28 protein-coding genes are annotated in these 25,178 nt (G+C 71.1%); 11 read left to right on the top strand and 17 right to left on the bottom strand.

Going from position 1 to position 25,178, the window contains the following annotated elements:
• Positions 1 to 42: 42 nt before the first annotated feature.
• Both OUY22_RS14920 and OUY22_RS14925 read right to left on the bottom strand, forming a co-directional pair.
• Positions 43 to 783, bottom strand: coding sequence for an SDR family NAD(P)-dependent oxidoreductase (locus tag OUY22_RS14920; protein WP_270155539.1), 741 nt, complete (start codon positions 781 to 783; stop codon positions 43 to 45).
• Positions 780 to 2,030 (bottom strand): enolase C-terminal domain-like protein, encoded by a 1,251-nt coding sequence (locus tag OUY22_RS14925; protein WP_270155540.1) that lies wholly within the window; start codon positions 2,028 to 2,030, stop codon positions 780 to 782. Before OUY22_RS14925 ends, OUY22_RS14920 begins: the two co-directional genes overlap by 4 nt.
• A 322-nt stretch (positions 2,031 to 2,352) precedes the next feature.
• Here OUY22_RS14925 and OUY22_RS14930 point away from each other — a divergent pair, with 322 nt between their 5' ends.
• A complete protein-coding gene (locus OUY22_RS14930; protein ID WP_270155568.1) occupies positions 2,353 to 3,537 on the top strand; it encodes a cytochrome P450 in 1,185 nt (394 codons plus the stop codon).
• An 8-nt stretch (positions 3,538 to 3,545) separates the two neighbouring features.
• Here the strand turns inward: OUY22_RS14930 and OUY22_RS14935 are convergent, their stop codons facing one another.
• A complete protein-coding gene (locus tag OUY22_RS14935; protein ID WP_270155542.1) occupies positions 3,546 to 4,250 on the bottom strand; it encodes a hypothetical protein in 705 nt (234 codons plus the stop codon).
• Between the two features lie 502 nt (positions 4,251 to 4,752).
• Between OUY22_RS14935 and OUY22_RS14940 the strand changes: the two genes are divergently transcribed.
• On the top strand, positions 4,753 to 4,980 hold the full coding sequence (locus OUY22_RS14940; RefSeq protein ID WP_270155543.1) for a hypothetical protein: 228 nt from the start codon (positions 4,753 to 4,755) through the stop codon (positions 4,978 to 4,980).
• The gene (locus tag OUY22_RS14945; protein WP_270155545.1) at positions 4,977 to 5,411 is read left to right on the top strand and encodes a type II toxin-antitoxin system VapC family toxin; all 435 of its coding nucleotides are present in this window, start codon (positions 4,977 to 4,979) and stop codon (positions 5,409 to 5,411) included. The genes OUY22_RS14940 and OUY22_RS14945 overlap by 4 nt, the downstream gene beginning before the upstream one ends.
• A gap of 75 nt (positions 5,412 to 5,486) precedes the next feature.
• Here OUY22_RS14945 and OUY22_RS14950 read toward each other — a convergent pair whose 3' ends face one another.
• Positions 5,487 to 5,891: a DUF2000 domain-containing protein gene (locus OUY22_RS14950; protein WP_270155546.1), complete on the bottom strand. Its 405-nt coding sequence runs from the start codon at positions 5,889 to 5,891 to the stop codon at positions 5,487 to 5,489.
• A 67-nt stretch (positions 5,892 to 5,958) separates the two neighbouring features.
• Between OUY22_RS14950 and OUY22_RS14955 the strand changes: the two genes are divergently transcribed.
• Positions 5,959 to 6,771 carry an AraC family transcriptional regulator gene (locus OUY22_RS14955; protein WP_270155547.1) on the top strand — a complete coding sequence of 271 codons (813 nt, stop codon included), beginning with the start codon at positions 5,959 to 5,961 and terminating at the stop codon, positions 6,769 to 6,771.
• Between the two features lie 67 nt (positions 6,772 to 6,838).
• Here OUY22_RS14955 and OUY22_RS14960 read toward each other — a convergent pair whose 3' ends face one another.
• Positions 6,839 to 7,864: a GDP-mannose 4,6-dehydratase gene (locus OUY22_RS14960; protein ID WP_270155548.1), complete on the bottom strand. Its 1,026-nt coding sequence runs from the start codon at positions 7,862 to 7,864 to the stop codon at positions 6,839 to 6,841.
• A gap of 212 nt (positions 7,865 to 8,076) precedes the next feature.
• On the opposite strand from OUY22_RS14960, the gene OUY22_RS14965 reads away from it, so the two are divergent.
• The 3 genes from OUY22_RS14965 to OUY22_RS14975 all read left to right on the top strand — a co-directional run bounded on the left by OUY22_RS14965 (position 8,077) and on the right by OUY22_RS14975 (position 11,142).
• Positions 8,077 to 9,318 (top strand): glycosyltransferase family 4 protein, encoded by a 1,242-nt coding sequence (locus OUY22_RS14965; protein WP_408638161.1) that lies wholly within the window; start codon positions 8,077 to 8,079, stop codon positions 9,316 to 9,318.
• 70 nt (positions 9,319 to 9,388) lie between these two features.
• Complete coding sequence (locus OUY22_RS14970; protein WP_270155550.1) at positions 9,389 to 10,105, top strand: class I SAM-dependent methyltransferase; 717 nt, start codon at positions 9,389 to 9,391, stop codon at positions 10,103 to 10,105.
• Complete coding sequence (locus tag OUY22_RS14975; RefSeq protein WP_270155551.1) at positions 10,102 to 11,142, top strand: glycoside hydrolase family 15 protein; 1,041 nt, start codon at positions 10,102 to 10,104, stop codon at positions 11,140 to 11,142. Before OUY22_RS14970 ends, OUY22_RS14975 begins: the two co-directional genes overlap by 4 nt.
• A gap of 76 nt (positions 11,143 to 11,218) precedes the next feature.
• On the opposite strand, the gene OUY22_RS14980 is transcribed toward OUY22_RS14975, so the two are convergent.
• Positions 11,219 to 11,848, bottom strand: a complete 630-nt coding sequence (locus tag OUY22_RS14980; RefSeq protein ID WP_408638164.1) for a class I SAM-dependent methyltransferase — start codon at positions 11,846 to 11,848, stop codon at positions 11,219 to 11,221.
• Positions 11,849 to 11,932: 84 nt separating this feature from the next.
• Between OUY22_RS14980 and OUY22_RS14985 the strand changes: the two genes are divergently transcribed.
• From OUY22_RS14985 to OUY22_RS14995, 3 genes are read left to right on the top strand one after another with little or no spacing between them, the layout of a single operon-like run.
• Positions 11,933 to 12,385 carry a pyridoxamine 5'-phosphate oxidase family protein gene (locus OUY22_RS14985; RefSeq protein ID WP_270155553.1) on the top strand — a complete coding sequence of 151 codons (453 nt, stop codon included), beginning with the start codon at positions 11,933 to 11,935 and terminating at the stop codon, positions 12,383 to 12,385.
• Positions 12,382 to 12,573, top strand: a complete 192-nt coding sequence (locus OUY22_RS14990) for a ferredoxin (RefSeq protein ID WP_148029381.1) — start codon at positions 12,382 to 12,384, stop codon at positions 12,571 to 12,573. The genes OUY22_RS14985 and OUY22_RS14990 overlap by 4 nt, the downstream gene beginning before the upstream one ends.
• Positions 12,574 to 12,588: 15 nt before the next feature.
• Entirely contained in the window at positions 12,589 to 13,674 is a 1,086-nt protein-coding gene (locus tag OUY22_RS14995; protein WP_270155554.1) for a Zn-dependent alcohol dehydrogenase, read from the top strand.
• On the opposite strand, the gene OUY22_RS15000 is transcribed toward OUY22_RS14995, so the two are convergent.
• From OUY22_RS15000 to OUY22_RS15045, 10 genes are all read right to left on the bottom strand, one after another.
• Positions 13,671 to 14,216, bottom strand: a complete 546-nt coding sequence (locus OUY22_RS15000; protein WP_270155555.1) for a DinB family protein — start codon at positions 14,214 to 14,216, stop codon at positions 13,671 to 13,673. The two genes, OUY22_RS14995 and OUY22_RS15000, sit on opposite strands and share 4 nt — an antisense overlap.
• Positions 14,217 to 14,248: 32 nt before the next feature.
• Positions 14,249 to 14,851, bottom strand: coding sequence for a hypothetical protein (locus tag OUY22_RS15005; protein WP_270155556.1), 603 nt, complete (start codon positions 14,849 to 14,851; stop codon positions 14,249 to 14,251).
• Between the two features lie 110 nt (positions 14,852 to 14,961).
• The gene (locus tag OUY22_RS15010; protein ID WP_270155569.1) at positions 14,962 to 15,969 is read right to left on the bottom strand and encodes a sugar phosphate isomerase/epimerase family protein; all 1,008 of its coding nucleotides are present in this window, start codon (positions 15,967 to 15,969) and stop codon (positions 14,962 to 14,964) included.
• Positions 15,966 to 17,114 carry a Gfo/Idh/MocA family protein gene (locus OUY22_RS15015; RefSeq protein WP_270155557.1) on the bottom strand — a complete coding sequence of 383 codons (1,149 nt, stop codon included), beginning with the start codon at positions 17,112 to 17,114 and terminating at the stop codon, positions 15,966 to 15,968. The genes OUY22_RS15010 and OUY22_RS15015 overlap by 4 nt, the downstream gene beginning before the upstream one ends.
• Before the next feature lie 11 nt (positions 17,115 to 17,125).
• The gene (locus tag OUY22_RS15020; protein WP_270155558.1) at positions 17,126 to 18,181 is read right to left on the bottom strand and encodes an ABC transporter substrate-binding protein; all 1,056 of its coding nucleotides are present in this window, start codon (positions 18,179 to 18,181) and stop codon (positions 17,126 to 17,128) included.
• Complete coding sequence (locus tag OUY22_RS15025) at positions 18,178 to 19,203, bottom strand: ABC transporter permease (protein WP_270155559.1); 1,026 nt, start codon at positions 19,201 to 19,203, stop codon at positions 18,178 to 18,180. Before OUY22_RS15025 ends, OUY22_RS15020 begins: the two co-directional genes overlap by 4 nt.
• Positions 19,203 to 20,687, bottom strand: a complete 1,485-nt coding sequence (locus tag OUY22_RS15030; RefSeq protein ID WP_270155560.1) for a sugar ABC transporter ATP-binding protein — start codon at positions 20,685 to 20,687, stop codon at positions 19,203 to 19,205. The genes OUY22_RS15025 and OUY22_RS15030 overlap by 1 nt, the downstream gene beginning before the upstream one ends.
• Before the next feature lie 12 nt (positions 20,688 to 20,699).
• Positions 20,700 to 21,857: an ROK family transcriptional regulator gene (locus tag OUY22_RS15035; RefSeq protein ID WP_270155561.1), complete on the bottom strand. Its 1,158-nt coding sequence runs from the start codon at positions 21,855 to 21,857 to the stop codon at positions 20,700 to 20,702.
• A 188-nt stretch (positions 21,858 to 22,045) separates the two neighbouring features.
• Entirely contained in the window at positions 22,046 to 22,918 is an 873-nt protein-coding gene (locus OUY22_RS15040; RefSeq protein WP_270155562.1) for an SDR family oxidoreductase, read from the bottom strand.
• A gap of 52 nt (positions 22,919 to 22,970) precedes the next feature.
• The gene (locus tag OUY22_RS15045) at positions 22,971 to 24,035 is read right to left on the bottom strand and encodes an MBL fold metallo-hydrolase (protein ID WP_270155563.1); all 1,065 of its coding nucleotides are present in this window, start codon (positions 24,033 to 24,035) and stop codon (positions 22,971 to 22,973) included.
• A 47-nt stretch (positions 24,036 to 24,082) separates the two neighbouring features.
• Between OUY22_RS15045 and OUY22_RS15050 the strand changes: the two genes are divergently transcribed.
• A complete protein-coding gene (locus tag OUY22_RS15050) occupies positions 24,083 to 24,910 on the top strand; it encodes a glutathione S-transferase family protein (protein ID WP_270155564.1) in 828 nt (275 codons plus the stop codon).
• Here the strand turns inward: OUY22_RS15050 and OUY22_RS15055 are convergent.
• A partial coding sequence (locus OUY22_RS15055) for a hypothetical protein (protein WP_270155565.1) occupies positions 24,858 to 25,178 on the bottom strand: 321 nt, incomplete at its 5' end. The two genes, OUY22_RS15050 and OUY22_RS15055, sit on opposite strands and share 53 nt — an antisense overlap.

Genomic DNA, 25,178 nt, shown 5'->3' on the forward strand with positions numbered 1-25,178 from the left:
CTCCCCCGGCCGGCTCGGCGTGCCCGCGGTCGCCGGCCGTCCTCATCGGGGGCCGCGCGGCGGGAGCCTGAGTCCCTGCATGCCGCCGTCGACGGCCAGGGCCGTGCCGGTGGTCGCGCCGGACTCGGGGCCGGCCAGGTAGGCGATCGCCGCGGCGACCTCCCCGGCGCTGACCAGGCGGCCCATCGGCTGCCTGGCCTCCAGCGCGGCCCGCTCGGCCGCGGGGTCGGCGGCGGCGTCGAGCAGCCGGGAGACCCAGGGGGTGTCGGCGGTGCCCGGGTTGACGCAGTTGACCCGGATGCCCTCGTGCAGATGGTCGGCGGCCATGGCCAGCGTGAGCGACTGCACCGCGCCCTTGGTGGCGCTGTAGAGGGCGCGCCGTGGCAGGCCGGCGGTGGCCGCGATCGAGCAGGTGTTGACGATCGAGGCCTGCTCCGACCTGCGCAGGTACGGCAGCGCGGCCCGGGTGACGCGGACCAGGCCGAGCACGTTCACCTCGAACACCCGGCGCCACTCCGCGTCCGGGTTGTCCTCGACCGTGCCCTGCGCGCCGATGCCCGCGTTGTTGACCAGCACGTCGACGCCCCCGAGCCGTTCGGCCGCCTCGGCGACGGCCCGGCGCACCTCGGCGTCGTCGGTGACGTCCGCCCTGATGCCGATCAGCGGCTCGCCCGGCGGGTTCAGGTCGAGGCAGGCGACCCGCATGCCGCGTTCGGCGAGCAGGGTGGCCGTGGCCAGGCCGATGCCGGAGCCGCCGCCGGTCACGATGGCGCTGAGGTTCACGCGTTCCTCCAGACGTCTCCGCCGGGGTAGGTGTGGGCGGCGATCGACTCGGCGCGCAGCTCCGAGCTGAACCCGGGGGCCGACGGGGCGCGGTAGCGGCCGTTCTCGATCACCACCGGGTCGGTGAAGTGCTCGTGCAGGTGGTCCACGTACTCGATCACCCGGTTCTCCATGGTCCCGGTGACCGCCACGTAGTCGAACATCGACAGGTGCCGCACCAGCTCGCAGAGCCCCACGCCCCCGGCGTGCGGGCACACCGGCACCCCGAACCGGGCCGCGAGCAGCAGGATCGCGAGGTTCTCGTTGACCCCGCCGACCCGGGTGGCGTCGATCTGGAGGTACGAGATCGCGCCGGCCTGGAGCAGCTGCTTGAACACGACGCGGTTCTGCACATGCTCGCCGGTCGCCACCGGGACGGGCCTGATGCCCTCGGCGATGGCGGCGTGGCCGAGCACGTCGTCCGGACTGGTCGGCTCCTCCACCCAGTGCGGCGTGAACGGCTTGAGCGCGGTCACCCACGCGATGGCCTCGGCGACGTCCCAGCGCTGGTTGGCGTCGACGGCGATCGGATAGTCGGACCCGCACACCTCCCGGGCCACGGCGAGGCGGCGCAGGTCGTCGGCGAGGTCGGCGCCGACCTTGAGCTTGATCTGGCCGAACCCCTGGTCGAGCGCCTCCCGGCAGAGGCGGCGCAGCTTGTCGTCGTCGTAGCCGAGCCAGCCGGGGGAGGTGGTGTAGGCGGGGTAACCGACCTTTTCGAGGTGTTCGATCCGCTCCCGCTTCCCCTTTTCCCCATTTTTCAGGATCTGGAGGGCTTCGTCCGGCGTCATGGCGTCACTCAGGTACCGGAAGTCCACCAGGCCGACGATCTCCTCCGGCGACATCTCCGCCAGCAGCAGCCAGAGCGGCCTGCCCGCCCGCCTGGCCTTGAGATCCCACAGGGCGTTGACCACGGCCGAGATCGCCATGTGCATGACGCCCTTCTCCGGCCCCAGCCAGCGCAGCTGCGAGTCGTGGACCAGCTCCTTGTAGAGCGCGCCCAGGTCCTCGGCGTCGCGGCCGACCACGTACGGCTCCAGCGCGGCGATCGCGCCGGTCTGCACGTCGTTGCCGCGCCCGATGGTGAACGCGAACCCGTGCCCGGCGTACCCGTCGTCGGTCCTGAGGACCACGTACGCGGCCGAGTAGTCGGGGTCGGGGTTCATCGCGTCGGAGCCGTCGAGCTCCCGCGAGGTCGGGAAACGCACGTCGTGCGTCTCCATCCCGACGATCCGGCACGGGCCCGAGCCCCGCGCGGTCGTCATCCCTCGCCCACCGGCCGATCCCGGGCGGCGGGTCGTCCTGGTCGCAGCCGCTTCACTCCGCGTCCCTCGCTCACCTCGGACGTCCGGCCTTTCGCATGCTGAAGGCGATTTCGGGCGCGTGTCAAGAGCCCTCACCGCGCGGGTGAGAGCCGGGCCGGAGGTTTACCGCCCGGCTCGCCGGTCACCTTGACGGTCGTACAGGCACGTAATAGAACACGTTTCAGTGGGCTTCGTCAGCGACTGCTCGATCAAGAGGGTGAGCCGGGTGCACATCGACCTCGTCGACCAGGACCTCTACGCCGCCACCGGGCCGCCGCACGAGCAGTTCGCCTGGCTCAGGCAGCATGATCCGGTGCACTGGCACGAGGGCGAGCCCGGGTTCTGGGCCGTCACCCGCTACGAGGACGTGGTGCACGTCTCGCGTCACTCCGAGCTGTTCTCGTCGGCGCGGAAGCTGGCCCTGTTCAACGAGATGCCCGAGGAGCAACGGGCGCTGCAGCGCCTGATGATGCTCAATCAGGACCCGCCCGAGCACACCCGCCGCCGCTCCCTGGTCAACCGGGGCTTCACCCCCCGCGCCATCGGCGCCCTCGAACAGCACATCCGCGACATCTGCGATGACCTGCTGGACCAGCTCGGCTCCGAGGCCGACTTCGTCACCGACGTCGCCGCTCCCCTGCCCCTGTACGTGATCTGCGAGCTGCTCGGCGCGCCCGTCGAGGACCGGGACAAGATCTTCACCTGGTCCAACCGCATGATCGGCGCCCAGGACCCCGACTACGCCGCCTCCCCTGAGGAAGGCAGCGCCGCCGCCGCCGAGGTGTACGCCTACGCCAACGAGCTGGCGGCCAAGCGCCGCGCCAACCCGCGCGACGACATCGTCACCAAGCTGCTGAAGCCGGACGACGACGGCGAGACGCTCACGGAGGACGAGTTCGACCTCTTCGTCCTCCTCCTGGTGGTGGCCGGCAACGAGACCACCCGCAACGCCGCCTCCGGCGGCATGCTGGCCTTCTTCGACCACCCCGACCAGTGGAACCGCCTGGTGGCCGACCCCTCGCTCGCGGCCACGGCCGCCGACGAGATCGTCCGCTGGGTCTCCCCCGTCAACCTCTTCCGCCGCACCTCCACCCGCGACCAGGTCCTCGGCGGCCAAGCCATCAAGGAGGACGACAAGGTCGTCGTCTTCTACGGCTCCGCCAACCGCGACCCCGCCGTCTTCCCCGACCCCGAGGTCTTCGACATCGGCCGCGACCCCAACCCGCACATCGGCTTCGGCGGCGGCGGCGCGCACTTCTGCCTCGGCAACCACCTGGCCAAGCTGGAGCTCCGCGTCCTCTTCGAGCAACTCGCCCGCCGCCACCCCCGCCTGCGCCAGACCGGCCCGGCCCGCCGCCTGCGCTCCAACTTCATCAACGGCATCAAGGAACTCCCGGTCGCCATGACCTGACGCCGTCGTCACCCGTACGACCTGCCACGGCGGGACGTGCGCGGGCGGCGGGCGGCGAGGATGCGCGCCATGCCCTCGGGCCCCGGCCGCCACCCGCGCTCGATCAGGGCGCCGGCCACCGCCTCCAGCAGGTCGGCGGCCCTGCCGGGGATGACGTCGGGGCCCGCGACGACGACGCGCCAGCCGTGACGGCGCAGCTCCTCGCGGCGGCGTTCGTCGTCGTGGCGGTCGGCGGGGGTGGTGTGATGCTCGCGGCCGTCGTACTCGACCGCGACCTGGTACGCCTCCCACCCGAGGTCCAGGCAGGCGTGACGGCCTCCGGGGAGAGCGACGCGGAGCTGGGTCACGGGTCTCGGCAGCCCGCAGTCGGCCAGCATCACCCTCAGCCAGCTCTCCCTTGGGGAGGCGGCCCGGCGGTCGGCGAGGCCCAGCACGCCTCGGGCGCGACCGGAAAGGGTGCGGTGCCGCAGTAGGTCGAGGTCGAGGCCCCGGCGGAGGAACTGGTCCAGCACCACCACCGCCTCGGCCCTGGGCAGCCAGTGGGCGCAGTCGAAGGCCGTGCGGGCGGGAGTGGTGACGCGGATCCCGTCGTGGAGCGTGACGTCGGCAGCGGGCAGGACCCCGGCGTGGACGGCCCAGCCCGGGACCTCCAGCCTTTCCGGAGCCATCAGCTCCAGCACGTGGTCCGCCCCGGGCCTGTGCAGAAGCTCCACGCCCCAGATCCGCGCCGCCGCCGCCCGGCACACCACCGCCTGGGGCAGCGCCCGCGTGATCCGTCGTGCCCGGACCAGGAAGACGGTCCTCTCCCGCCGCCGCTCCCGTTTGAGAGCCTCCGCCGGACTGTCCTCCTCGATGTCGCGGAGCGAGCGAGAACGAGAGGCGCTGTCGTCCGACGCGCGGGAGAGGACACGGGATCCGCGGCCCGAAGCTCCCTCGCGCGAAGATCCTGGTCGGTCGGATGCCGAGCTGCCATCCGGGACGGCCACATGATCAGCGTGCGGGAGGTCGGAGGCGGAGCCGACGTCGGGGACGTTCATGGGTCGAGCATGCGAGCGAGTGCCCGGGGCGGGCGCTGCCGAACGGGGTTCTGTGGATAAACGGGCACCGTTCACAGAGGTCACGGGTGGAGAGGGCCGGACCTGCCGGTCGAACGACACGCATCCGAAGGACGCCGTCGGACCTTCCCCGTCGGCCGAGGCCGGGTATCGTGCTGGTATGTCTATCCACGTGCCTGAAGATCTGGAGATCCGGCTGCGGGAGCGCGCCGAGGCGGAAGGCATCACCGTGGACGATCTGGTTGCCCGCGAATTGGGACGGCTCTTTCCTCCTCGGCAACAGAAGCGCGTACTCAGAGGCAAGGGCGCGCTGCGCGGGGCGGCAGCGGCGGGGGTGTCCGCGAGGTCGCTCACAGGGTACATGCGCGCGGAATCCGACGAGTCGTGAAACTCCTCCTGGACGCCGGCCCGGTCTTCGCCTATCTGTCAGCGGACGACCCCGACCACGACAAGTCTGTCTATCTACTCGAGACCTTCGAAGGAGATCTCGTCATCCCCGAGCTGGTCCTGGCAGAGGTGTCCTATTTCGTTAACACCCGAGTCAAACGCGCAGTGGGAGCGAGAGCCGCCGCGGAGGCCGAGCTCGCGCTCATCGAGGACATCAGGTCGGGTTCCTTCCACGTCGAACCGGTCGCCGCGGAAGACTGGCCCCGCATCGCCGAACTGGTCGCCAAGTACCGTGACTTCCCCCTGGGGATGACCGACGCCTCCGTCATGGCGGCGGCCGAGCGACTCGACACGCCGAAGATCGCAACGCTCGATGCGCGCCACTTCCACGCCGTCACCCCGCGCGGTTTCAGCCACTTCGAACTCCTCTGAAGAGGACCGCCATGGCGACGGACGAACGTATCGGGCGGGCGACGCGGGAACGCTGTCAGCCGCTTTGTCGACGGGTCACGGATGCAGGGAGAGGCCCTTGAGGGTTTTGTCCACGGCGTTCTTGGGGCCGTACACCGCGAGCCCGACGAGTTGCAGGTCGGGCGCCGCCACCGCGCGCACCGCGGCCCGGTTGTCGGCGTCGTGGCCCGTCTTGAACATCTCCTCGATGTAGACCGCCACCCGCAACCCCCGGCCCACGGCCTTCTCACGGACGGCGGTCAGCGACTCGGCCGTGTAGACGAGCACCGGCTGGCGGAACATCGGCAGGTAGGCGTTCCCGGACCCGTCCTCGTACGGCTCCCCGATCGTCTCCGGCTCGCCGCCGGCGACGGCGCTGGCGAGGAAGGCGGTGACGTTCAGCTTCTGCCAGGTGGCCAGGTCCTCACGGACCACGATGCCGATCTTCGTGTCGAAACGCATGATGTCCAGGATGCCGTCAGCGCGTCCGCCGGGTCTTGAACGCTGGTGCGGCTCGTAGCATGAGTGCGTGGCACGCGACTGGTCCCGCTACTGGAGGTCCCCCGACCGGCCGATCGAAGCCATGCACGCCCACTTCGCTCGCCATGTCTACCACCGGCACAGTCACGAGACGTACTCGTTCGGCATGACCGAGGACGGCGCGCAGTCGTTCACCTGCCGGGGGGCGGCGCACACGAGCATCCCGGGCATGGTCATGGCCTTCAACCCCGACGACCCGCACGACGGCCGGGCCGCCGACGCGCTGGGGTTCACCTACCGGATCGTGCATCTGGGCCCCGGTCTGGTGTCGGAGGTGCTCGGCGACCTGGCGGGCCGGCCCACCGGGCTGCCGCTGTTCGCCGAGCCGGTGGTGCACGACCCGGCGCTCGCCGCCGCGCTGCGGGCCCTGCACGCGGCTCTGCTGGGCGGGGCTCCGGCGCTGCGGCGTGAGGAGTTGCTCGCCGCCACGGTGGGGGCGATGGTACGGCGGGCGGCCACGAGGCCGGTCACCGCGACGGCCGCCTCCGGCGGGGTGGCGGCGCGGGCCGGGGCGCTGCTGCGTGAGCGTTTCCTGGACGACCTGTCCATCGACGACCTGGCCCGGGAGGCCGACACCAGCAGGTTCGCCGTCTACCGGGCGTTCCGGGCGGCCTACGGGATGGCGCCCAGCGACTACCAGCGTCTGCTCCGGCTGCGGGAGGCCCGCCGGCTGATCGCGGGCGGGACCCCGATCGGCGAGGTGGCGGCGCTCACCGGGTTCGCCGACCAGAGCCATCTGACGCGCTGGTTCAGCCGCTGCTTCGGGCTCACGCCCGCCGCCTACCGCGCCGCCGCGGCCTGACACCCGCCCCACGCCCGACCCGGCCGCGCCGCCTGTCCAGTCGCCGCGGCCTGACCCGCGAGGCCCGTCACGGCCAGGAGGACTCCTGGTCGGGGTCGCCGCCGTCGGTCAGCAGGCGCAGGTCCGACTCGACCATCATGGCCACCAGTTCGTCGAACGACACCTTCGGCTCCCAGCCGAGCTGCACCCTGGCCTTCTTCGGGTCCGCGCACAGCAGGTCGACCTCGGCCGGCCGGTGCAGCGACTGGTCGGTGACCACGTACCGCTCCCAGTCGAGCCCCGCCGCCGCGAACGCGGCCTCGGCCAGTTCCCTGACGGACTTCATCCGCCCGGTGCCGATCACGTAGTCCTCCGGCTTGGCGGCCTGGAGCATGAGGTGCATGGCCCGCACGTAGTCGCCGGCGAACCCCCAGTCGCGCCGCGCCTCCAGGTTGCCCAGCCGCAGCTCGTCGGCGAGGCCGAGCTTGATGCGGGCCACGCCGAGCGAGACCTTGCGGGTGACGAACTCGGCGCCGCGCCGGGGCGACTCGTGGTTGAACAGGATGCCGGAGACCGCGAACATCCCGTACGACTCGCGGTAGTTCTGCGTGAGGAAGTGCCCGTACGCCTTGGCGACCCCGTAGGGGGAGCGCGGGTGGAAGCCGGTGCCCTCGTTCTGCGGCGTCTCGCTGACCTGGCCGAACATCTCGGAGGAGGAGGCCTGGTAGAACCGGATCTGCCCGCCGGAGGGGCGTCCGCCGCGCGACACGCCGGAGCACACCCGGATGGCCTCCAGCACGCGGAGCACGCCCATCCCGGTGACCTCGGCCGTCAGCTCCGCCTGCTCCCACGACATGGGCACGAACGAGATCGCGCCGAGGTTGTAGACCTCGTCGGGCTGAACGCGTTCCACCGCGGAGATCAGCGAGCCCTGGTCCAGCAGGTCGCCCCGGACGAGACGGACGTCGGCGAGGAGCTTGCGGATGCGCGACACGCGCGGGTTGGCCTGGCCGCGGGCCAGCCCCCACACCTCGTAGCCCTGATCGAGCAGGTGCTCCGCCAAATAGGAACCGTCCTGGCCGGTGATGCCGGTGATCAGAGCGCGCCTGGCCAAGGGTCCTCCAACTCTCGCCTACCCGGGGATACTATCTAGAACACGTTCCACCGAACAACGCTCGGTCGGGGTGATGCCGCAGTTCGCACGGGCTGTCCATGCGACTGTGAACCATTCCAGATGACTTACCGAATGGTAGCCTTCTCGGACTAAGGTCATCTTTCACGGTACACGCCCGTGTTCCGGGCCTACCGGCGGAGAAAGGGGTGTCCGTGAGCACGGACTCGCTGCGGATCGCGCTGCTGTCCTACCGCAGCAAGCCCACCTGCGGCGGCCAGGGCGTCTATCTCCGCCACCTGAGCCGCGAGCTGGTCGCCCTCGGCCACCACGTCGAGGTGTTCTCCGGCCAGCCGTACCCGGAGCTCGACGAGGGCGTCGTCCTGCGCGAGGTGCCCAGCCTCGACCTCTACCGCGACGAGGACCCGTTCCGCACCCCCAGGCTCGGCGAGTACCGCGACTGGATCGACCTCCTGGAGGTCGGCACCATGTGGACCGCGGGCTTCCCCGAGCCGCTGACCTTCACCCTGCGCGCCTACCGCGAGCTGAAGAAGCGCGTCGGCGACTTCGACGTGGTGCAGGACAACCAGACCCTCGGCTACGGCCTGCTCGGCATCCAGAAGCTGTTCCCCGTGGTCGGCACCATCCACCACCCGATCAGCGTGGACCGGCGCATCGAGCTGGAGGCGGCCCGGGGCGTCAAGAAGCTGACCATGCGCCGGTGGTACGGGTTCGTGAAGATGCAGGCCAAGGTCGCACCCCGGCTGAGCCCCATCCTGACCGTCAGCGAGTCGTCGCTGGCCGACATCCACCGCGACTTCAACGTGCCGCAGGCCAACATGCGCCTGATCCCGCTCGGCGTCGATACCCGCTACTTCCACCCGCGCCCGGACAAGCCCCGCCGCAAGGGCTCGATCGTGGCCGTGGCCAGCGCCGACTCCCCGATGAAGGGCGTCGCCACGCTGCTGCGGGCCGTCGCCAAGCTGGCCACCGAACGGGACGTCAACCTCACCGTGGTGAGCAAACCGACGCCGGGCGGGCCCACCGAGCGGCTCGTCCAGGAGCTGTCGCTGCGGGACCGGGTCCGGTTCGTCCACGGCATCTCCGACGACGAGCTGGGCGAGCTGATCGCCACCTCGGAGATCTCCGTCGTCCCGTCGCTGTACGAGGGGTTCTCGCTGCCCGCCGTCGAGCACATGGCCTGCGCCACGCCACTGGTGGCCAGCCGTACGGGAGCGCTGCCGGAAGTGGTGGGCGACGCCGCCGTCCAGGTCTCGCCGGGCGACGCCGAGGAGCTGGCCGCGGTGCTGCTCCGGCTGCACGACTCGCCCGAGGAGCGTGAGCGGGTGGGCCGCGCCGGATACGACCGGGTCATGGAGCGCTACACCTGGCACGTGGTGGCCAAGAAGACCGTCGAGGCCTACCGGGAGGCCATCGCGGCCCGCCGCCCCTCCTGACGACCTGTCCCGACCGTCCCTTCCGACCTCGTTACCGACGACCCGTTCCGACGACAAGGAGATCGTTCTCGTGCTGACCGTCGACTTCGACCGGCTGCCCGTGGGCCGCGGGACGCGTGTGCTCGACCTGGGGTGCGGCAGTGGCCGGCACGCCTTCGAAGTGCTGCGCCGCGGTGCCGACGTGGTCGCCTTCGACATGGACCAGGGCGAGCTCGACAGCGTGGCGTCCATGTTCGCGGCGATGGACAAGGCGGGCGAGGTGCCGGACGGGGCCACCGGCGAGACCGTCCAGGGCACGGCGCTCGACATGCCGTTCGAGGACGCGAGCTTCGACCGGGTGATCGCGGCCGAGGTGCTGGAGCACATCCCGGACGACATGACGGCGATGCGGGAGATCTTCCGGGTGCTCAGGCCGGGCGGCACGGCCGCGATCACAGTGCCGAGCTTCCTGCCGGAGCGGATCTGCTGGGCGCTCGACGAGGACTACCACACCGCCCCCGGCGGGCACGTGCGGATCTACACGCTGGCCGAGCTGTCGGCCAAGCTCAAGTCCACCGGGTTCGTCATCGGCCCGCACCACCACGCCCACGGCCTGCACGCGCCGTACTGGTGGATCAAGTGCGCCGTCGGCGTCAACAACGACGATCACCCGCTCGCGAAGGCGTACCACGAGCTGCTCGTGTGGGACATCATGAAGCGCCCGCCGGCGACCCGGATCGCCGAGGCGCTGCTGAACCCGATCATCGGCAAGAGCGTGGTGCTCTACGTGCGAAAGCCCGAGGCGTGATCTCGCGCGAGCAGGTCGCGCAGACCGCCGGCAGCATCGCGGCCATCCAGCAGGACGACGGCGGCGTGCCCTGGCCGGAGGGGCACGTCGACGCGTGGAACCACGTCGAGTGCCTGATGGCCATGGCCGTCGCCGGGCTGCGCGAGCCGGTCGGGCGGGGCTACGCCTGGCTGGCCGCCCACCAGCGCGAGGACGGCTCCTGGCCGATGAAGGTGACCGGCGGGGTCGCGGTGGAGCGGGGCGGCGAGTCCAACCACGCCGCCTACATCGCGGTCGGGCTCTGGCACCACTGGCAGGTGACGGGCGACCGGGCGCTCGCCGAGGAGCACTGGCCGGTGGCCAAGGCGGCGCTCGACTACGTGGTGGGGCTGCAGACCGAGCGCGGCGAGATCGTCTGGGAGCGGGACGCGCACGGCCGGGCGGCCACGTACGCGCTGCTCACCGGCTGCGCCTCCATCCACCAGGGACTGCGCTGCGGGGTGCTGCTCGCCGACGGGCTGGGCGACCCGCAGCCGCACTGGGAACTGGCCGCCGACCGGCTGGCGCACGTGCTGGCCGCGCATCCCGAGGCGTTCGCCGACAAGAGCCGCTACTCCATGGACTGGTACTACCCCGTGCTCGGCGGCGCGGTGCGCGGCCCGGCCGCGGTCGAGCTGCTGGAGCGGGAGTGGGGCACGTTCGTGGTTCCCGGGCTCGGCATCCGCTGCGTGTCGGACCAGCCGTGGGTGACGGGCGCGGAGACGTGCGAGCTGGCGCTGGCGCTGGACGCGCTCGGCGACCGCGAGCGCGCGAGCGCGCTCTTCGCCGACATGCAGCACCTGCGGCACGAGGACGGCTCGTACTGGACGGGCTGGCAGTTCGTCAACCGCAAGCACTTCCCGCACGAGCGGTCCGGCTACACGGCCGCTGCAGTGGTCCTCGCGGCGGACGCCCTGCTGGGGTTCACCGGCGGGTGCGGGATCTTCCGCGACGTGGCCGCGCCGTCCGGCCTCACCGGCCGCCCCGAACTGTGCGGCTGCACGCCCGCGCGAGCGTGACGCGCAAGCGGCTTTGCCGCTTCTTTTCGGATCGGCCTGACACCGCACCACCGCACGATCCCGCTGCCCGGGAGGCTCAGATGCCGTCGCCGACGCGTTCCAGGACGCGCAGCGAGCCTGTCACGCTCACCTCGGCGAACGCGCCGGAGTCCAGGGCCCGCAGGTAGACCCGGTAGGGGGCCTGCCCGCCGTCGGCGGGGTCGGGGTAGACGTCGTGGAACACCAGCGCCCCGCCGGGCATCACGTGCGGCGCCCAGCCCTCGTAGTCGCGGGTCACCGGCTCCTCGGAGTGGCCGCCGTCGATGAAGAGCATGCCCAGCGGCGTCGCCCACAGCTTCGCCACCCGGTCGGACCGCCCGACGATCGCGATCACCTCGTCCTCCAGCCCGGCGGCGGCGATCGTGGCGCGGAAGGTCGGCAGCGAGTCCATCTTGCCGAAGCGCGGGTCGACCAGCGTCGGGTCGTGGTGGGCCCAGCCGGGCTGGATCTCCTCGGAGCCGCGGTGGTGGTCGACGGTGACGACCACGGAGCCGGTCTCGCGGGCGGCGGCGCCGAGGTAGATCGCGGACTTGCCGCAGTAGGTGCCGATCTCGCAGATGGGGCCGCGCGGCCCGTACTCCCGAGCCGCCTCGTACAGGGCCAGGCCCTCCTGCGGGGGCATGAAGCCCTTGGCGTGCACGGCCGCGTAGAGCAGTTCGGGAGGCATCGTCATGCCCAGCACCCTAACGGCACCGAACAATATTCGGGCCGCCCCTTGCCCGGCATAATGCAACCTGTTCTACTTGGCAGCGTGAATCAGCGCACGCGCATCGCCATGTCGGAGGACGAGGTCGCCACGCTGCTGGAAGAGGGACGCAAGCTCCAGCTGGCCACCATCAACCCCGACGGCACACCGCACCTCGTGACCATGTTCTACGGCCTCGACCAGGGCCGGATCACCTTCTGGACGTACGCCAAGTCGCAGAAGGCCCGCAACCTGTCACGCGATCCGCGAGTGAGCTGCCTGGTCGAGCAGGGCGACGAGTACAGCGAGCTGCGCGGGGTGCTGGTGTACGGGCGCGTCACGCCGCTCGACGGCCAGGAGGACGTGCTGGACGTCGGCATGACGGTCGCGCGCCGGATGACGCCGGGCGTCGCGGACGACCAGCTCCGTCCCTACGTCGAGCACACCGGGCGCAAGCGGCTCGCGTACGTGGTCGAACCTGACAGAGTGGTCTCATGGGACCACCGGAGAATCACGTGAAGGTCAGCGTCGACGAGCTGGTGTGCGAGGCCAACGCCGTGTGCATGGGCCTGGCCCCCGAGGTCTTCGAACTCGACGACGACGACCAGCTCCACATCCTGCTCCCCGAACCGCCCCCCGAGATGCTGGACCGCGTCCGCCACGCGGTGCGGTCCTGCCCCAAAGCCGCCCTCTCCCTTGAGGATTAGCCGGAGGAGGAACCCATGCGCGCCGCGCTCCTGCACGCCGTAGGCGACGACAAGCTGGACATCCGCGACGACGTCACGCTGGCCCCAGTCGGGCCGGGCGACGTCCGCGTACGGATCAAGGCGACGGGCGTCTGCCACTCGGACCTGTCGGCCATGACCGGCGTGCTGCCGCAACCCGTGCCGCTGATCCCCGGCCACGAAGGCGCGGGCGAGGTGGTGGAGGTCGGCGAGCACGTCGGCTCGGTCCAGCCGGGCGACCACGTCGTGATCAGCTGGCGGCCCGCCTGCCAGGAATGCGACCTGTGCCTGGGCGGCCAGCCGTTCCTGTGCATGAAGTACATCATCGAGTCGTTCACCAAGGGCAACTTCCGCTTCGGCGCCGGCACCACCGCCTTCGGCATGGCCGGCTGCGGCACCTGGGCCGAGGAGATCGTGGTGCCGTCGGTGGGCGTCGTGCGCATCGACCCGGAGGTGCCGTGGGAGGCGGCCGCCCTGATCGGCTGCGGCATCACCACCGGCGTGGGCGCCGCGATCAACACGGCCAGGGTGCGCCCCGGCTCGACGGTCGTGGTGATCGGCTGCGGCGGCGTCGGCCTGTCCGTGATCCAGGGAGCGCGCATCTCGGGCGCCCGCACGATCCTCGCCGTCGACCCGCTGGAGTCCAAGCACTCCCTGGCCAAGAAGGTCGGCGCCACCCACGCGGTCACCCCGGACGAGGTCCCGGGGGCGCTCGCCGATCTCACCGGCGGCGGCGGCTTCGACTACGGCTTCGAGGTCGTCGGCAAGTCGGCCACCATCCAGTCGGCCTGGCAGCTCACCCGCGCGGGCGGCGACGTGATCGTGGTCGGCGCGGGCGCGGTCGACGACATGGTGTCGATCTCCGCGTTCAGCCTGCTCTTCGAGGGCAAGAAGCTGCTGTCGAGCCTGTACGGGGAGGCGGACGTCCGCCATGACTTCCCGTACTTCGCCAAGCTCTACAAGGCCGGACAGCTCGACCTGGAGTCGCTGATCAGCTCCCGGATCAAGCTGGCCGACCTCAACGACGCGGTGGCCGCGCTCAAGAGCGGCGAGGTGCTGCGCCAGATCGTGGTGATGGACTAGGAGCTTCCCGCTCCCCCGCCGCTCCCCCCGCCGTGCGCCCAGAGGTCGCGCAGCAGCGCGACCTCGGCGCCGTGGTGGATGACCTCCCGGTTGATGTGCAGCACCAGCGTGGCCATCGGCCGGTCGCCGTACGGCCCCTCGGCGGGTCCGCACGGCCGCGCCAGCGCTTCCGCGTCGAGCGACAGGACCCCCTTCGCCCAGCGCGCGTACGCCTCGTCGAGCTGCTCCAGCGCGCCCGCCGCCGTCGCGGCGTACCGGTGGGTCCGGTAGTCGGACGGCGGGCCGCCGAAGTGGTTGTGCGTACGGGCGCCGAAGACGCCGACGACGAGGTGCGCCAGCCGCCAGGCGATCGTGGTCACCGGCTCGGGCTCCGGAGGCGGGTGGACCCAGTCGATCGGGTCATCGGCACCCGGGTGGATCGTCCACGCCCCGGGCGCCGGCTCCCACAGGTACTCCTCGTCGGTGAGCCCGTCGAGGCGGGGCCGGAGCTGGTTGGTCCAGTGCCAGTCGAGCTGATCGTGCAGTTCGTGGGTCCAGTCCATGCCGCACATTCAACCCAGCCGCGGGGCGCGCCTCAACCGTGTGCCGAGTGGACCGCGCCGGCCGGGCACCTCACCCGGGGGTTCCACGGCTCGAACATGCCGTTCGGGTTCTCCTTGAAGATCCACAGGTGCAGGTCGTAGTGGATGGGCATGCCGTCCAGGTGCGGCCCCATCGGACCCTGGAACTCGTGGCCCAGCAGCGTGGGCCGGTCGTCGGCCGTGGCCATGCGCTGGTCCCTGTCGGCCCGGAAGTACTCGACCGCGCCCAGCGTCCGGCCGCCGCTGCCGTCGGGGACGTAGACGAGGACCTCGGGGCGCAGCAGCTCGATCTTCGGGTCGTCGATGAGCCGCTGGTTGGTGTAGTGGTATCCCATGGCGCCCAGCCGCTCGTCACCGGGCAGCTTGTACGGGAACTCCCAGCAACTGTCGGTCCTTCTGTACCCGTGCCTCTCGGCCACCCGGGGGTCCTTGAACTTGGCCGTCTCCCGGCGCAGTCGTTCGAGCCAGTCGGACGGGCGCGGGGGGACGGTCCGGTCCGCCGCCACGCCCGCGGCGGGGGCCGCCGCGGTGGCGGGCAGGGCGAGGAGGGAGGCCGCGCACGCGGCGGCCAGGAGCATGGACGCGATTGTTCTCATGCCCTTGTCATCCGCTGCCGATCCTCGCCCCAAACACTCTCGGCGATCAATTCTTCACCGGGAGTGACGTGAGGGCCCAGGGGACCGGGGCCCTTTCGCCGCCTGGAGGGTCAGCCGCTGCTGAAGGCCGCGTCGAAGGCCGTCGCCGGCGGGGTGATGGAGTTCATGGTCCGGATGTACGCCAGCGCCTCCCTGGCCCCGTCGAGCCGGTCCATCCCGGCGTCCTCCCACTCGATCGAGATCGGTCCCTCGTACCCGATGGAGTTGAGCGCGCGGAAGCAGTCCTCCCACGGCACGTCGCCGCGGCCGGTGGAGACGAAGTCCCAGCCGCGCCGCATGTCGGCCCACGGCAGGTGCGACGACAGGCGGCCCCGGCGGCCGTCGCCGACGCGGACCCGGGTGTCCTTGCAGTCGACGTGGTAGATGCGGTCGGCGAAGTCGAGGATGAACGCCACCGGGTCGAGGTCCTGCCACACCATGTGGGACGGGTCCCAGTTGAGCCCGAACGCGGGCCGGTGGCCGATGGCCTCCAGGGTGCGCACGGTGGTGTGGTAGTCGTAGGCGATCTCGCTCGGGTGCACCTCCAGCGCGAACCGGACGCCGACCTCGTCGAACACGTCCATGATCGGGTTCCACCGGTCGGCGAAGTCCTGGTAGCCGGCGTCCACCATGGCGGCGGGCACGGGCGGGAACATCGCGACGGTGTGCCAGATGGACGAGCCGGTGAAGCCGACCACGGTGTCGACGCCGAGCGCGGCGGCGGCCCTGGCGGTGTTCTTCATCTCCTCGGCCGCGGCCTGCCGCACCGACTCGGGGTCGCCGTTCCCCCAGATCCGGGCGGGCAGGATGGCCTGGTGCCGCGCGTCGATGGGGTGGTCGCAGACGGCCTGGCCCACGAGGTGGTGCGAGATGGTCCACACCTTCAGGCCGTGCTTGTCGAGCTGGGCGCGCTTCTGCTCGACGTACGACGGGTCGGAGACGGCCTGGGCCACGTCGAAGTGGTCGCCGGAGCAGGCGATCTCCAGTCCGTCGTAGCCCCAGTCGGCGGCGAGCCGGCACACCTCCTCGAACGGCAGGTCGGCCCACTGGCCGGTGAACAGGGTGACGGGTCTCATCAGTCCTCCACGGTGATGTAGCGGCTGCCGTCGGCCGCGCTCCGCTCGACGGCGTCGAGCACGCGCTGGACGCGCAGGCCGTCGGCGAACGAGGGCGTCGGGTCGGCGCCCGTGCCGATGGCCTCCAGGAAGTCCTTGATCTCGTGGGTGAACGTGTGCTCGTAGCCGAGGCCGTGGCCGGGCGGCCACCACGCGCCCACGTACGGATGGTCGGGCTCGGTGACGAGGAGCCGCTCGAAGCCGCGCCCGCCCTCGCTGACCCACAGCTCGTTCATCGCCTCGAAGTCGAAGGCGAGGCTGCCGAGCGAGCCGTTGAGCTCGATGCGCAGCGCGTTCTTGCGGCCGGTGGCGAACCGGGTGGCCTCGAACGTACCGAGCGCCCCGCCCGAGAACCGCCCGATGAACAGGGCGGCGTCGTCGACCGTGACGGGACCCGTGCCGGAGCCGCCGCTGGCGGCCAGGCCGGCCGAGCCCTCGGCGAGAGGCCGTTCCTTGACGAAGGTCTCGGTGATCGCCGAGACGCCGACCAGGTGCTGCCCGGCGATGAACTGGGCGGCGTCGATGATGTGCGCGCCGATGTCGCCGAGCGCGCCGGAGCCGGCCTTGTCCTTGCGCAGCCGCCACACCAGCGGGAAGTCCGGGTCGACGATCCAGTCCTGGAGGTACTGGGCGCGCACGTGGCGGATCTCGCCGAGCCTGCCCTCCTCGACCAGGCGGCGGGCCAGCGCGATGGCGGGCGCCCGCCGGTAGTTGAACGCCACCATGCTCCTGCCGGTGGCCGCGGCCGCGGCCGCCGTCATGGCCTCGGCCTCGGCCACGCTGTTGGCCAGCGGCTTCTCACAGATGACGTGCTTGCCGGCGCGAAGTGCGGCGATGGCGATCTCGGCGTGCGTGTCGCCGGGCGTGCAGATGTCGACGACGTCGACGTCCGCCCGCCCGACCACCTCCCGCCAGTCGGTCACCGCCTCGTCCCAGCCGAGCCGCTCGGCCGCCGCCTCGGTGGCCTCCTTCGACCGTCCCGCGATGACGCGCATGCGCGGCTGGACGGGCAGGTCGAAGAAGGCGGCGACGTTGCGCCAGGCCTGGGAGTGGACGCGGCCCATGAAGGCATAGCCGATCATGCCGACGCCGACGGTTCTGTCTGACATGCAACCCCCGATCAGGATTCGAAGCCGAGTGGCAGATACTGCTCGACGTTCTCCTTGGTAATGGTCTCGGACGCGAGGGTGATCGACTGGGGAACCTGGTTCTCCACGAGATCACTCATGCCCTTCCCTTGGGCGATCAGACGGGCGAGCTTGATGGCGGAGGAGGCCATGGTGGGGCTGTAGGTGACGGTCGCCTTCAGGACCGAGTTGTCGTTCTGGATCTCCCGCATGGCGTTGGCCGAGCCGGCGCCGCCGACCATGATGAACTCGTTGCGCCCCGCCTCGGAGATCGCGGCGAGCACGCCGACGCCCTGGTCGTCGTCGTGGTTCCAGATCGCGTCTATCTTGCTGTGCGCCTGGAGCAGCGAGGTGGCCACCTCGTTGCCGGTCTCGACGGTGAACTGCGCGTCCTGCTGGGCGGTGACCTTGAACCCGTACGTCTTGAGCGCGTCGGCGAAGCCCTTGCTGCGGTCCTGGGTGAGCGGGAGGGTGGCGATGCCCTGGATCTCCAGGATGACCGGGTTGGAGACGTTCTTCTCCTTGAGCGCGGTCCCGATGTAGTGGCCGGCGGCCACGCCCATGCCGTAGTTGTCGCCGCCGACCCAGGTGCGGTAGGCGAGCTTGTCGGGGAAGATCCGGTCGAGGTTGACCACGGGGATGCCGGCGTCGGTGGCCCGCAGCGCGATCTGGTTCAGCTGCTGGCCGTCGTTGGGCAGGATGACCAGTGCGCTCACCTTGGCGGCGATCAGCGACTCGACGGCGGAGATCTGCTGGTTGATGTCGTTGGTGGGTTCGACGGGCCGGAACTCGACGTCCGTGTACTGCTTGGCGGTGGCCTCGGCGTTCTTGGCGATGGCCGCGATCCAGCCGTGGTCGGCGGCGGGGGCGGAGAAGCCGATGGTCACCTTGGTGCCCGGTTCGTCGTTGCCGCCGGCCGCCTGGGTGGCGGCGGGAGCGGCGGAGGTCGGCGCGGCTGACGGCTCGTTGCTGGTGCAGCCGGCCGCCAGCAGCGCGGCTCCGCCGAGCCCGCCGATGAGGAATCCCCTGCGTGCGACGTTGTCACTCATGGTGCTCTCTCCTTCAAGTTCCGCCGCTGGAGAAGGACGGCGACGACGATGATCAGGCCCTTGGCGATCAGCTGGTCACTGGTGTTGAGCCCGTTGAGGATGAACAGGTTCGTGATGAGCGTGAAGATGAGCAGGCCGAGGATCGATCCGATGATCGTGCCCCGGCCTCCGGTGAGCAGGGTGCCGCCGATGATCACGGCGGCGATGGCGTCCAGCTCGTACAGGTCGCCATGCGTGGACGAGCCGGTCGTGGTGCGGGCCATGATGAGGATGGCGGCGATGCCGCAGCACAGGCCCGACAGCGCGTACAGCAGCATGGTGTGGCGGCGCACGTCGATGCCGGCGAGCCGGGCCGCCTCCGGGTTGCCGCCGACGGCGTAGGTGCGGCGGCCGAACGTGGTCCGGTTGAGCAGGACCCAGCCGAGCGCCACGACGAGCGCGAAGACGTAGACCAGCAGCGGGACGCCGAGCACCCGGGTGGTCGACAGCTCGACGATGGCGGAGTTGTCCGCCTGGATGAGCTGGGTCTTGCGGTCGGACATGCGCTGGGCGAGCCCGCGCGCCGCGACCAGCATGGCGAGCGTGGCGATGAACGGCACCAATCGCCCGTAGGCGATGAGCAGTCCGTTCACCAGCCCCGCCCCGGTGCCGACCAGGATGGCGCAGATCGCCATGACGACCGGCCCGAACTCCTGCGTGGCCACCGTCGTCGCCCAGACCGAGGCCAGCGCCATGATCGCGCCGACCGAGAGGTCGATGCCGCCACCGATGATCACGAACGTGGCGCCGACGGTGATCACGCCGATGGTGGCGGCCAGCGACAGGATGCTGACCAGGTTCGAGGTGGTGGCGAAGGCCGTCGGCCGCGTGACCAGTCCGACGACGACGAGCAGGGCGATCGCGACCAGCAGGCCCACGTGGCCGCCCTCGATCAGCCCGCGGAGCGGGTTGCGCGCCGGCCGGGGCGGTGACACCGTCCCGACCGGCCCGGAATCCGCCCGCGGTTTGGTGGGATCGCTCATCAGGCCGCCCTCCCGTTCATGATCATGTCGAGTACGAGGTGCTCGTCGAGCTCGCGGGCGTCGCCCTCGTGGATGACGGCGCCCTCTCGCAGCACGAGCACGCGGTCGGCCAGGCCGAGCACCTCCGGCACCTCGCTGGAGACCAGCAGCACCCCGATGCCCCGGTCGGCCAGCTCGCGGATGACCGCGTAGAGCTCCGCCCGCGCGCCCACGTCGACGCCCCGGGTCGGCTCGTCGAGCAGCAGCAGCTTGCGGCTGCCGAGCAGCCAGCGGGCGAGCACCGCCTTCTGCTGGTTGCCGCCCGACAGCGTCTTGACGGGCCGTTCCGGGTCGGGCGGGCGGATGTCGAGCGCCTTGGTCAGCCGCTGGGCCTCGGCTCTCTCCCGCGTACGGTCCAGCCACCCGAACGTGGCGAACCCGGGCAGGCTGCCGAGGGTGATGTTGGCCGTCACGCTCTGGTCCAGCAGCAGCGCCTGGGCCTTGCGCTCCTCGGGGGCCAGTCCCATGCCCCGGCGCACGTTCCCGACGACGCTGTGCCGCACCTGCTTGCCGGACAGGACCACCCGGCCGGTGGCCGGGCGCGCCCCGTACACCGCTTCGAGGATCTCCGAGCGCCCCGAGCCGACCAGTCCGGCCAGCCCGACGATCTCGCCGGCGCGCACCGAGAACGACACGTCGCGGAACGCGCCCGGCGAGCCGAGCCCCTCGACCCGCAGCACCTCCTCCCCCGGTTCGCGCTCGGACCGGGGCGGGAAGACGTACTCGACGTTCCTGCCGGTCATGAGCGAGACGATCTGGGAGGTGGGGGTGTCGCGGGCGGGCAGTCCCACGGCGACGGTGCGGCCGTCCTTGAGCACGGTGACGCGGTCGCCGATCTCACGGATCTCCTCCAGCCGGTGGGAGATGTAGACGACGGCGACGCCCTGGCCGGTCAGTTCGCGGATGATGCGGAAGAGGTTGGCCACCTCGTCGTGGGCGAGCGCGGCCGACGGCTCGTCCATGATGATCAGGCGGGCGTCGTGCGACAGCGCCCTGGCCATCGACACGACCTGCTTGGCCGCCGGGGACAGCCGGCCGACCTCGGTGGTGGGGCGGATCTCGGGGTGGCCGAGGCGTTCCAGCACCTGACGGGTGGCCCGGTTGCCCGCGGCCCGGCTGACGAAGCCGAATCGGGCGTGCTCGTGGCCGAGGTAGACGTTGTCGGTCACGCTGAGCCCGTCGACCAGGTCGAGCTCCTGGTAGATGGTGGCGAAGCCGAGCTTGATCGCGTCGTTGGGGCCGGACGGGCGGACCCGCTGCCCGTTGAACTCGATCGTGCCCTCGTCCGGCTGGTGGACGCCGGCCAGGACCTTGATGAGCGTGGACTTGCCGGCCCCGTTCTGGCCGAGCAGGCAGTGCACCTCGCCCGCCCGCACGTCGAGATCCACGCCGTCCAGCGCGCGCACGCCGGGAAACTGCTTGACGATGCCCCTCATGACGAGCATGCGGGCTCCCTTTCAGGCGTTGACGATCTTGTTGATGTTGTCCGGGGACAGGTAGTGCTCGATCGCCAGGATTCCGGCGCCCAAGGCGGCGGCGTCGACTCCCATGCGGCTCGGCACGATCGACAGATGGTGGGTGGCCAGCGGCAGCGACCGGCGGTAGATCGTCTCCCTGACGCCCGCGAGCAGGTGCTCGTGGACCCGCGAGAGTGCGCCGCCGATGACGATGGCCTCGGGGTTGAAGAAGTTGACCAGTCCGGCGAGCACCTCGCCGATGAGCCGGCCGGCCTCGCGCACCAGCCGCAGCGCCTGGGTGTCGCCGGCCTGGACGAGCGCGACGACGTCGGCGCCGGTCTCGGCGGGGACGCCCAGTTCGGTGAGCCGGCGGGCGACCGCGGCGCCGCCGGCCACGGCCTCGAGGCAGGCGCTGTTGCCGCAGCGGCAGCCGGATTCCTCGTGGCCGTTGACGCGGATGTGACCGATGTCGCCGGCCGAGCCCTGGGCACCCCTGTGGAGCCTGCCCTCGGCCACGATGCCGCAGCCGATGCCGGTGCCGACCTTGACGAACAGCAGGTGGCGGGCCGTGGGGAAGGCGTTGCGGTGCTCGCCGAGCGCCATCACGTTCACGTCGTTGTCGACGAGGACGGCGACGCCGGGGAAGGAGTCGGGGATGGGGTAGTCGTTCCAGCCGGGCATGATCGGCGGGTTGTTGGGCCGGCCGGTGGCGAACTCGACCGGGCCCGGGACCCCCATGCCGATCACCCGCAGCGCGGCCCGGGGCCGCCCCGCCACGGCGAGCAGCCGGTCGAGCCGGCCGTCGACGTGGGCCAGGACCTTCTCCGGTCCCTCGCCGATGAGCAGCGGGTCCTCGCACTGGGCGAGCACCACCCCGGTCATGTCCATGAGCACGATCCGGCAGTGGGTGGCGCCGAGGTCGACGCCGGCGAACGCGTGCTCCTCGGTGTGCAGGCGGAGCTGGCGCGGCGGCCGGCCGCCGGTGGACTCGCCGCTCTCGGTCTCCTCGACCAGCCTGCGCTCGATCAGCGCGTCGACGCGCTGGGAGATCGTGGAGCGGGCCAGGCCGGTGAGCCGGGCGAGATCGGAACGGGTCGTGGCCGATCCTGCGCTGATGAGCGTCAGGACGTCTCCGGGCGAGCCCGGGGCGGGGGTCATGCCGCGACAATAAGATCACGCCGCGCGTAATTCAAGAGTGCGAGCGACATAACTCCCCATACTTACGCCGATCAGCGAACAAAGTCTGATTCGCCGGGCAAAGCAAAGGCCGGACGAGGATTTCTCCCGTCCGGCCGTGACCTGCCCCTTCGCGAGGCGCGCTCAGAGCGTGCGTTCAGAGCGTGCGTTCAGAGCATGCGCTGCATCGACTCCGCGGCGGACTGCACGTACGGCTGCTCGGCCATGATCTCGTCCCAGTGGTCGGCGACCGACTCGGGCGTGAGGTCGTCGGTCTTCCAGCCGGGGCCCTCGGCGACGAACACCCGGGCCACCCGGCCGCCGCCCACGCTGAACACCTCGCCGCTCACCTCGCACGACTCGTGCACCAGGTAGGCCACCAGGGCGCTGATCCGCTCGGGGGTGAACTTCGACTCGAACTCCGCGGGCAGCAGCGCCTCGGTCATCCGCGTCCACGCGATGGGCGCGATGGCGTTGGCCTTGATGCCGTTGCGCGCGCCCTCGATGCCGATGGTCTTGGTCAGGCCGACCAGGCCCATCTTGGCCGTGGAGTAGTTGGCCTGGCCGAAGTTGCCGAACAGGCCGGCCGGGCTGGAGGTGTTGACGACCCGGCCGTAGCCGGCCTCCTTCATGTGCGGGTAGGCGGCCTGGCTGACCAGGAACGAGCCGCGCACGTGCACGGCGAGCACGTTGTCGAAGTCCTCGACCGTCATTTTGGCCAGCGACTTGTCGCGCAGGATGCCGGCGTTGTTGATCACGATGTCGACCTTGCCGAACGCGTCGACCGCCGACTGGACGATCGCCCGCGCGCCCTCGGGGGTGGCGACGTTGTCGGTGCTGGCCAGCGCCTGGCCGCCGTTCTTGGTGATCAGCTCCACCACGTCGGCGGCGGGGCCGGCCGACGCGCCCGTGCCGTCCAGAGCGCCGCCGAGGTCGTTGACGACGACCTTGGCGCCGCGCTCGGCCAGCAGCAGCGCGTGCGCGCGGCCGAGGCCGTGCCCGGCCCCCGTGATGATCGCGACCCTGTCATCGAACCGCAGCATCGAACCTCCAGCCAGAAGAACAAGATTCTGTTAGCTGCACGATAACCCAGGATCAGCTCCCGGCACCGGTCCACAGCTCCGGCTCGCCCGGCAGGCGGCGCACCCGGCCGCGCGACTCCAGCCAGACCAGGTGGGCCAGCGTCTCGTTGCCGGCGGTACGGCGCATGAACGGCGGGATCGACTCCCAGGGGCGCGACCAGGTCAGCTTGGTCGCCACCTCCCAGCAGGTGACGCCGTCCGCGCCCGAGACGACCCGCTCGATCTCGGCCAGCCGCTCGCGGTGGTGCTCCATCACGTAGTCGACCCGCCCGGCCAGCTCCAGGAACCGGTACTCGTGCGCGGGGAGCACCTCCTCCACGTCGAACGCCCGCAGGGCGTCGAGCGCGTCCAGGTAGTCGGCCAGCGGGTTCGGCGCCGACTGGGGGTGCACCACGACGGCGGAGGTGATCCTGGGCAACACGTGGTCGCCGGTGAACAGCAGCTTCCTGGACGGCTCGGCGAAGCACAGATGGCCGGGCGAGTGCCCGGGGGTCCACACCGCCCGCAGGTCCCAGCCGGACAGGTCCAGCCGGTCGCCGTCCTCGATGAGCCGGTCGGGGGCGGCCATCGTGACGAAGCTGCGGATCATCATGGAGGCCCCGGCCAGCTCGTCCACGAGCGCGGCGGGCACGCCGCACCGCAGCAGCTGCGCGCGCTCCCTGGCGACGAGGCCGTCGATGAACGCCTCGTCGTAGCGGTCGCGCAACAGTCCGGCGTCCGCGGGATGCAGCCCGATCCACGCGCCGGACGCCTCCCTCACCCGCCCGGCGAGCCCGTAGTGGTCGGGGTGGATGTGGGTGACGAGCACGGCCCTGACGTCGGCGACGGCGTAGCCGGCCACGCCGAGCCCGGCCTCCAGGGCTTGGTACGCCTCGTCGGTGTCCCACCCGGCGTCGACGATCGCCACGCCGTCGGCCAGCTCCAGCGCGTAGACGAGCACGTACCGCAGGGGATTGATCGGGATGGGCACCGGGATCGACCAGAGCCCCGGCCGCACCCGCTCGACCTCGGGGATGCCGCCGCCCGTCCAGGCCGCCCGCTGCTTCTCGTTGGAAGGGGTCACCACGAACTTCGCCATGCACGTGATTCTGCCCGTACCTCCCGAACCATGTTCTACTAGGGGTCATGGACGGGGTACGGGACGGGCGCTGGATCAGGCAGGCCAACCACTTCACCGACCGGCTGGGGCCGGCGGAGCCGGGCCGCTACCGGCTCTACGCCTCCTACGCCTGCCCGTGGGCGCAGCGGGTGCTGATCGTCCGCGAGCTGCTCGGCCTGCAGGACCTGCTGGACGTCGCGATCGTGGACCCGATCAGGGACGAGCGGGGCTGGCGGTTGCCGGACGGCGGGTTCCTGTCGGAGCTCTACCTGGCCACCGACCCGGGCTTCGAGGGCCGCCACACGGTGCCGTGCGTGTGGGACCTCAAGGAAAGGCGCATCGTCACCAACGACTTCCCGCAGATCACCCTGGATCTGGAGACCCGCTGGGGCGGCACGCCCGACCTGTATCCGGAGGAGCTGCGCGACGCGATCGACGCCCTGAACGACCGCCTCTACCACGGCCTCAACAACGCGGTCTACGAGGCCGGCTTCGCCAGGAGCCAGGAGGCGTACGAGGACGCGGTGCGCCGGGTGTTCGCCACGCTGGACTTCCTGGAGGAGCGGCTGACGGGGTCGGAGTTCCTGTTCGACCGGCTGACCGAGAGCGACGTGCGCGCCTACACGACGCTGGCGAGGTTCGACACGGTCTACTCCACGCACTTCAAGTGCTCGATCCGCCGGCTGACGGACTATCCGGCGGTGTGGGCGTACGCGAGGAGGCTGTACGCGATCCCGGCCTTCCGCGAGACCACCGACTTCGACCACATCAAGCGCCACTACTTCATGACCCAGACGGCCATCAACCCGAACCGGCTCGTGCCGCTGGGCCCGGAGCTCGACTGGAGCCTGTGACCGGCATCCGGACGAACAGCAGCGCCGAGGCCAGCACCACGGCCGCGCTCAGCCCCCAGGCGGCGGCCACGCCGGCCTGCACGGCGAGCGTGCCGAGCGTCAGGTTGGCCAGGATGCCGCCGGCCTGCAGAGACAGCGAGGACGTGGAGGTGACGGTGGTGCGTTCGGCGGCCGTGACGGCGTTGTGGGTCATCTCCAGGCACAGCAGCCCGGCCACCGACGAGCCGACGAACAGCAGGACGTAGGCCGCGCCGGCGGTCAGGAGCCC

Source organism: Nonomuraea corallina (assembly GCF_027620315.1).
In the GTDB taxonomy this organism is placed as follows: domain Bacteria; phylum Actinomycetota; class Actinomycetes; order Streptosporangiales; family Streptosporangiaceae; genus Nonomuraea; species Nonomuraea corallina.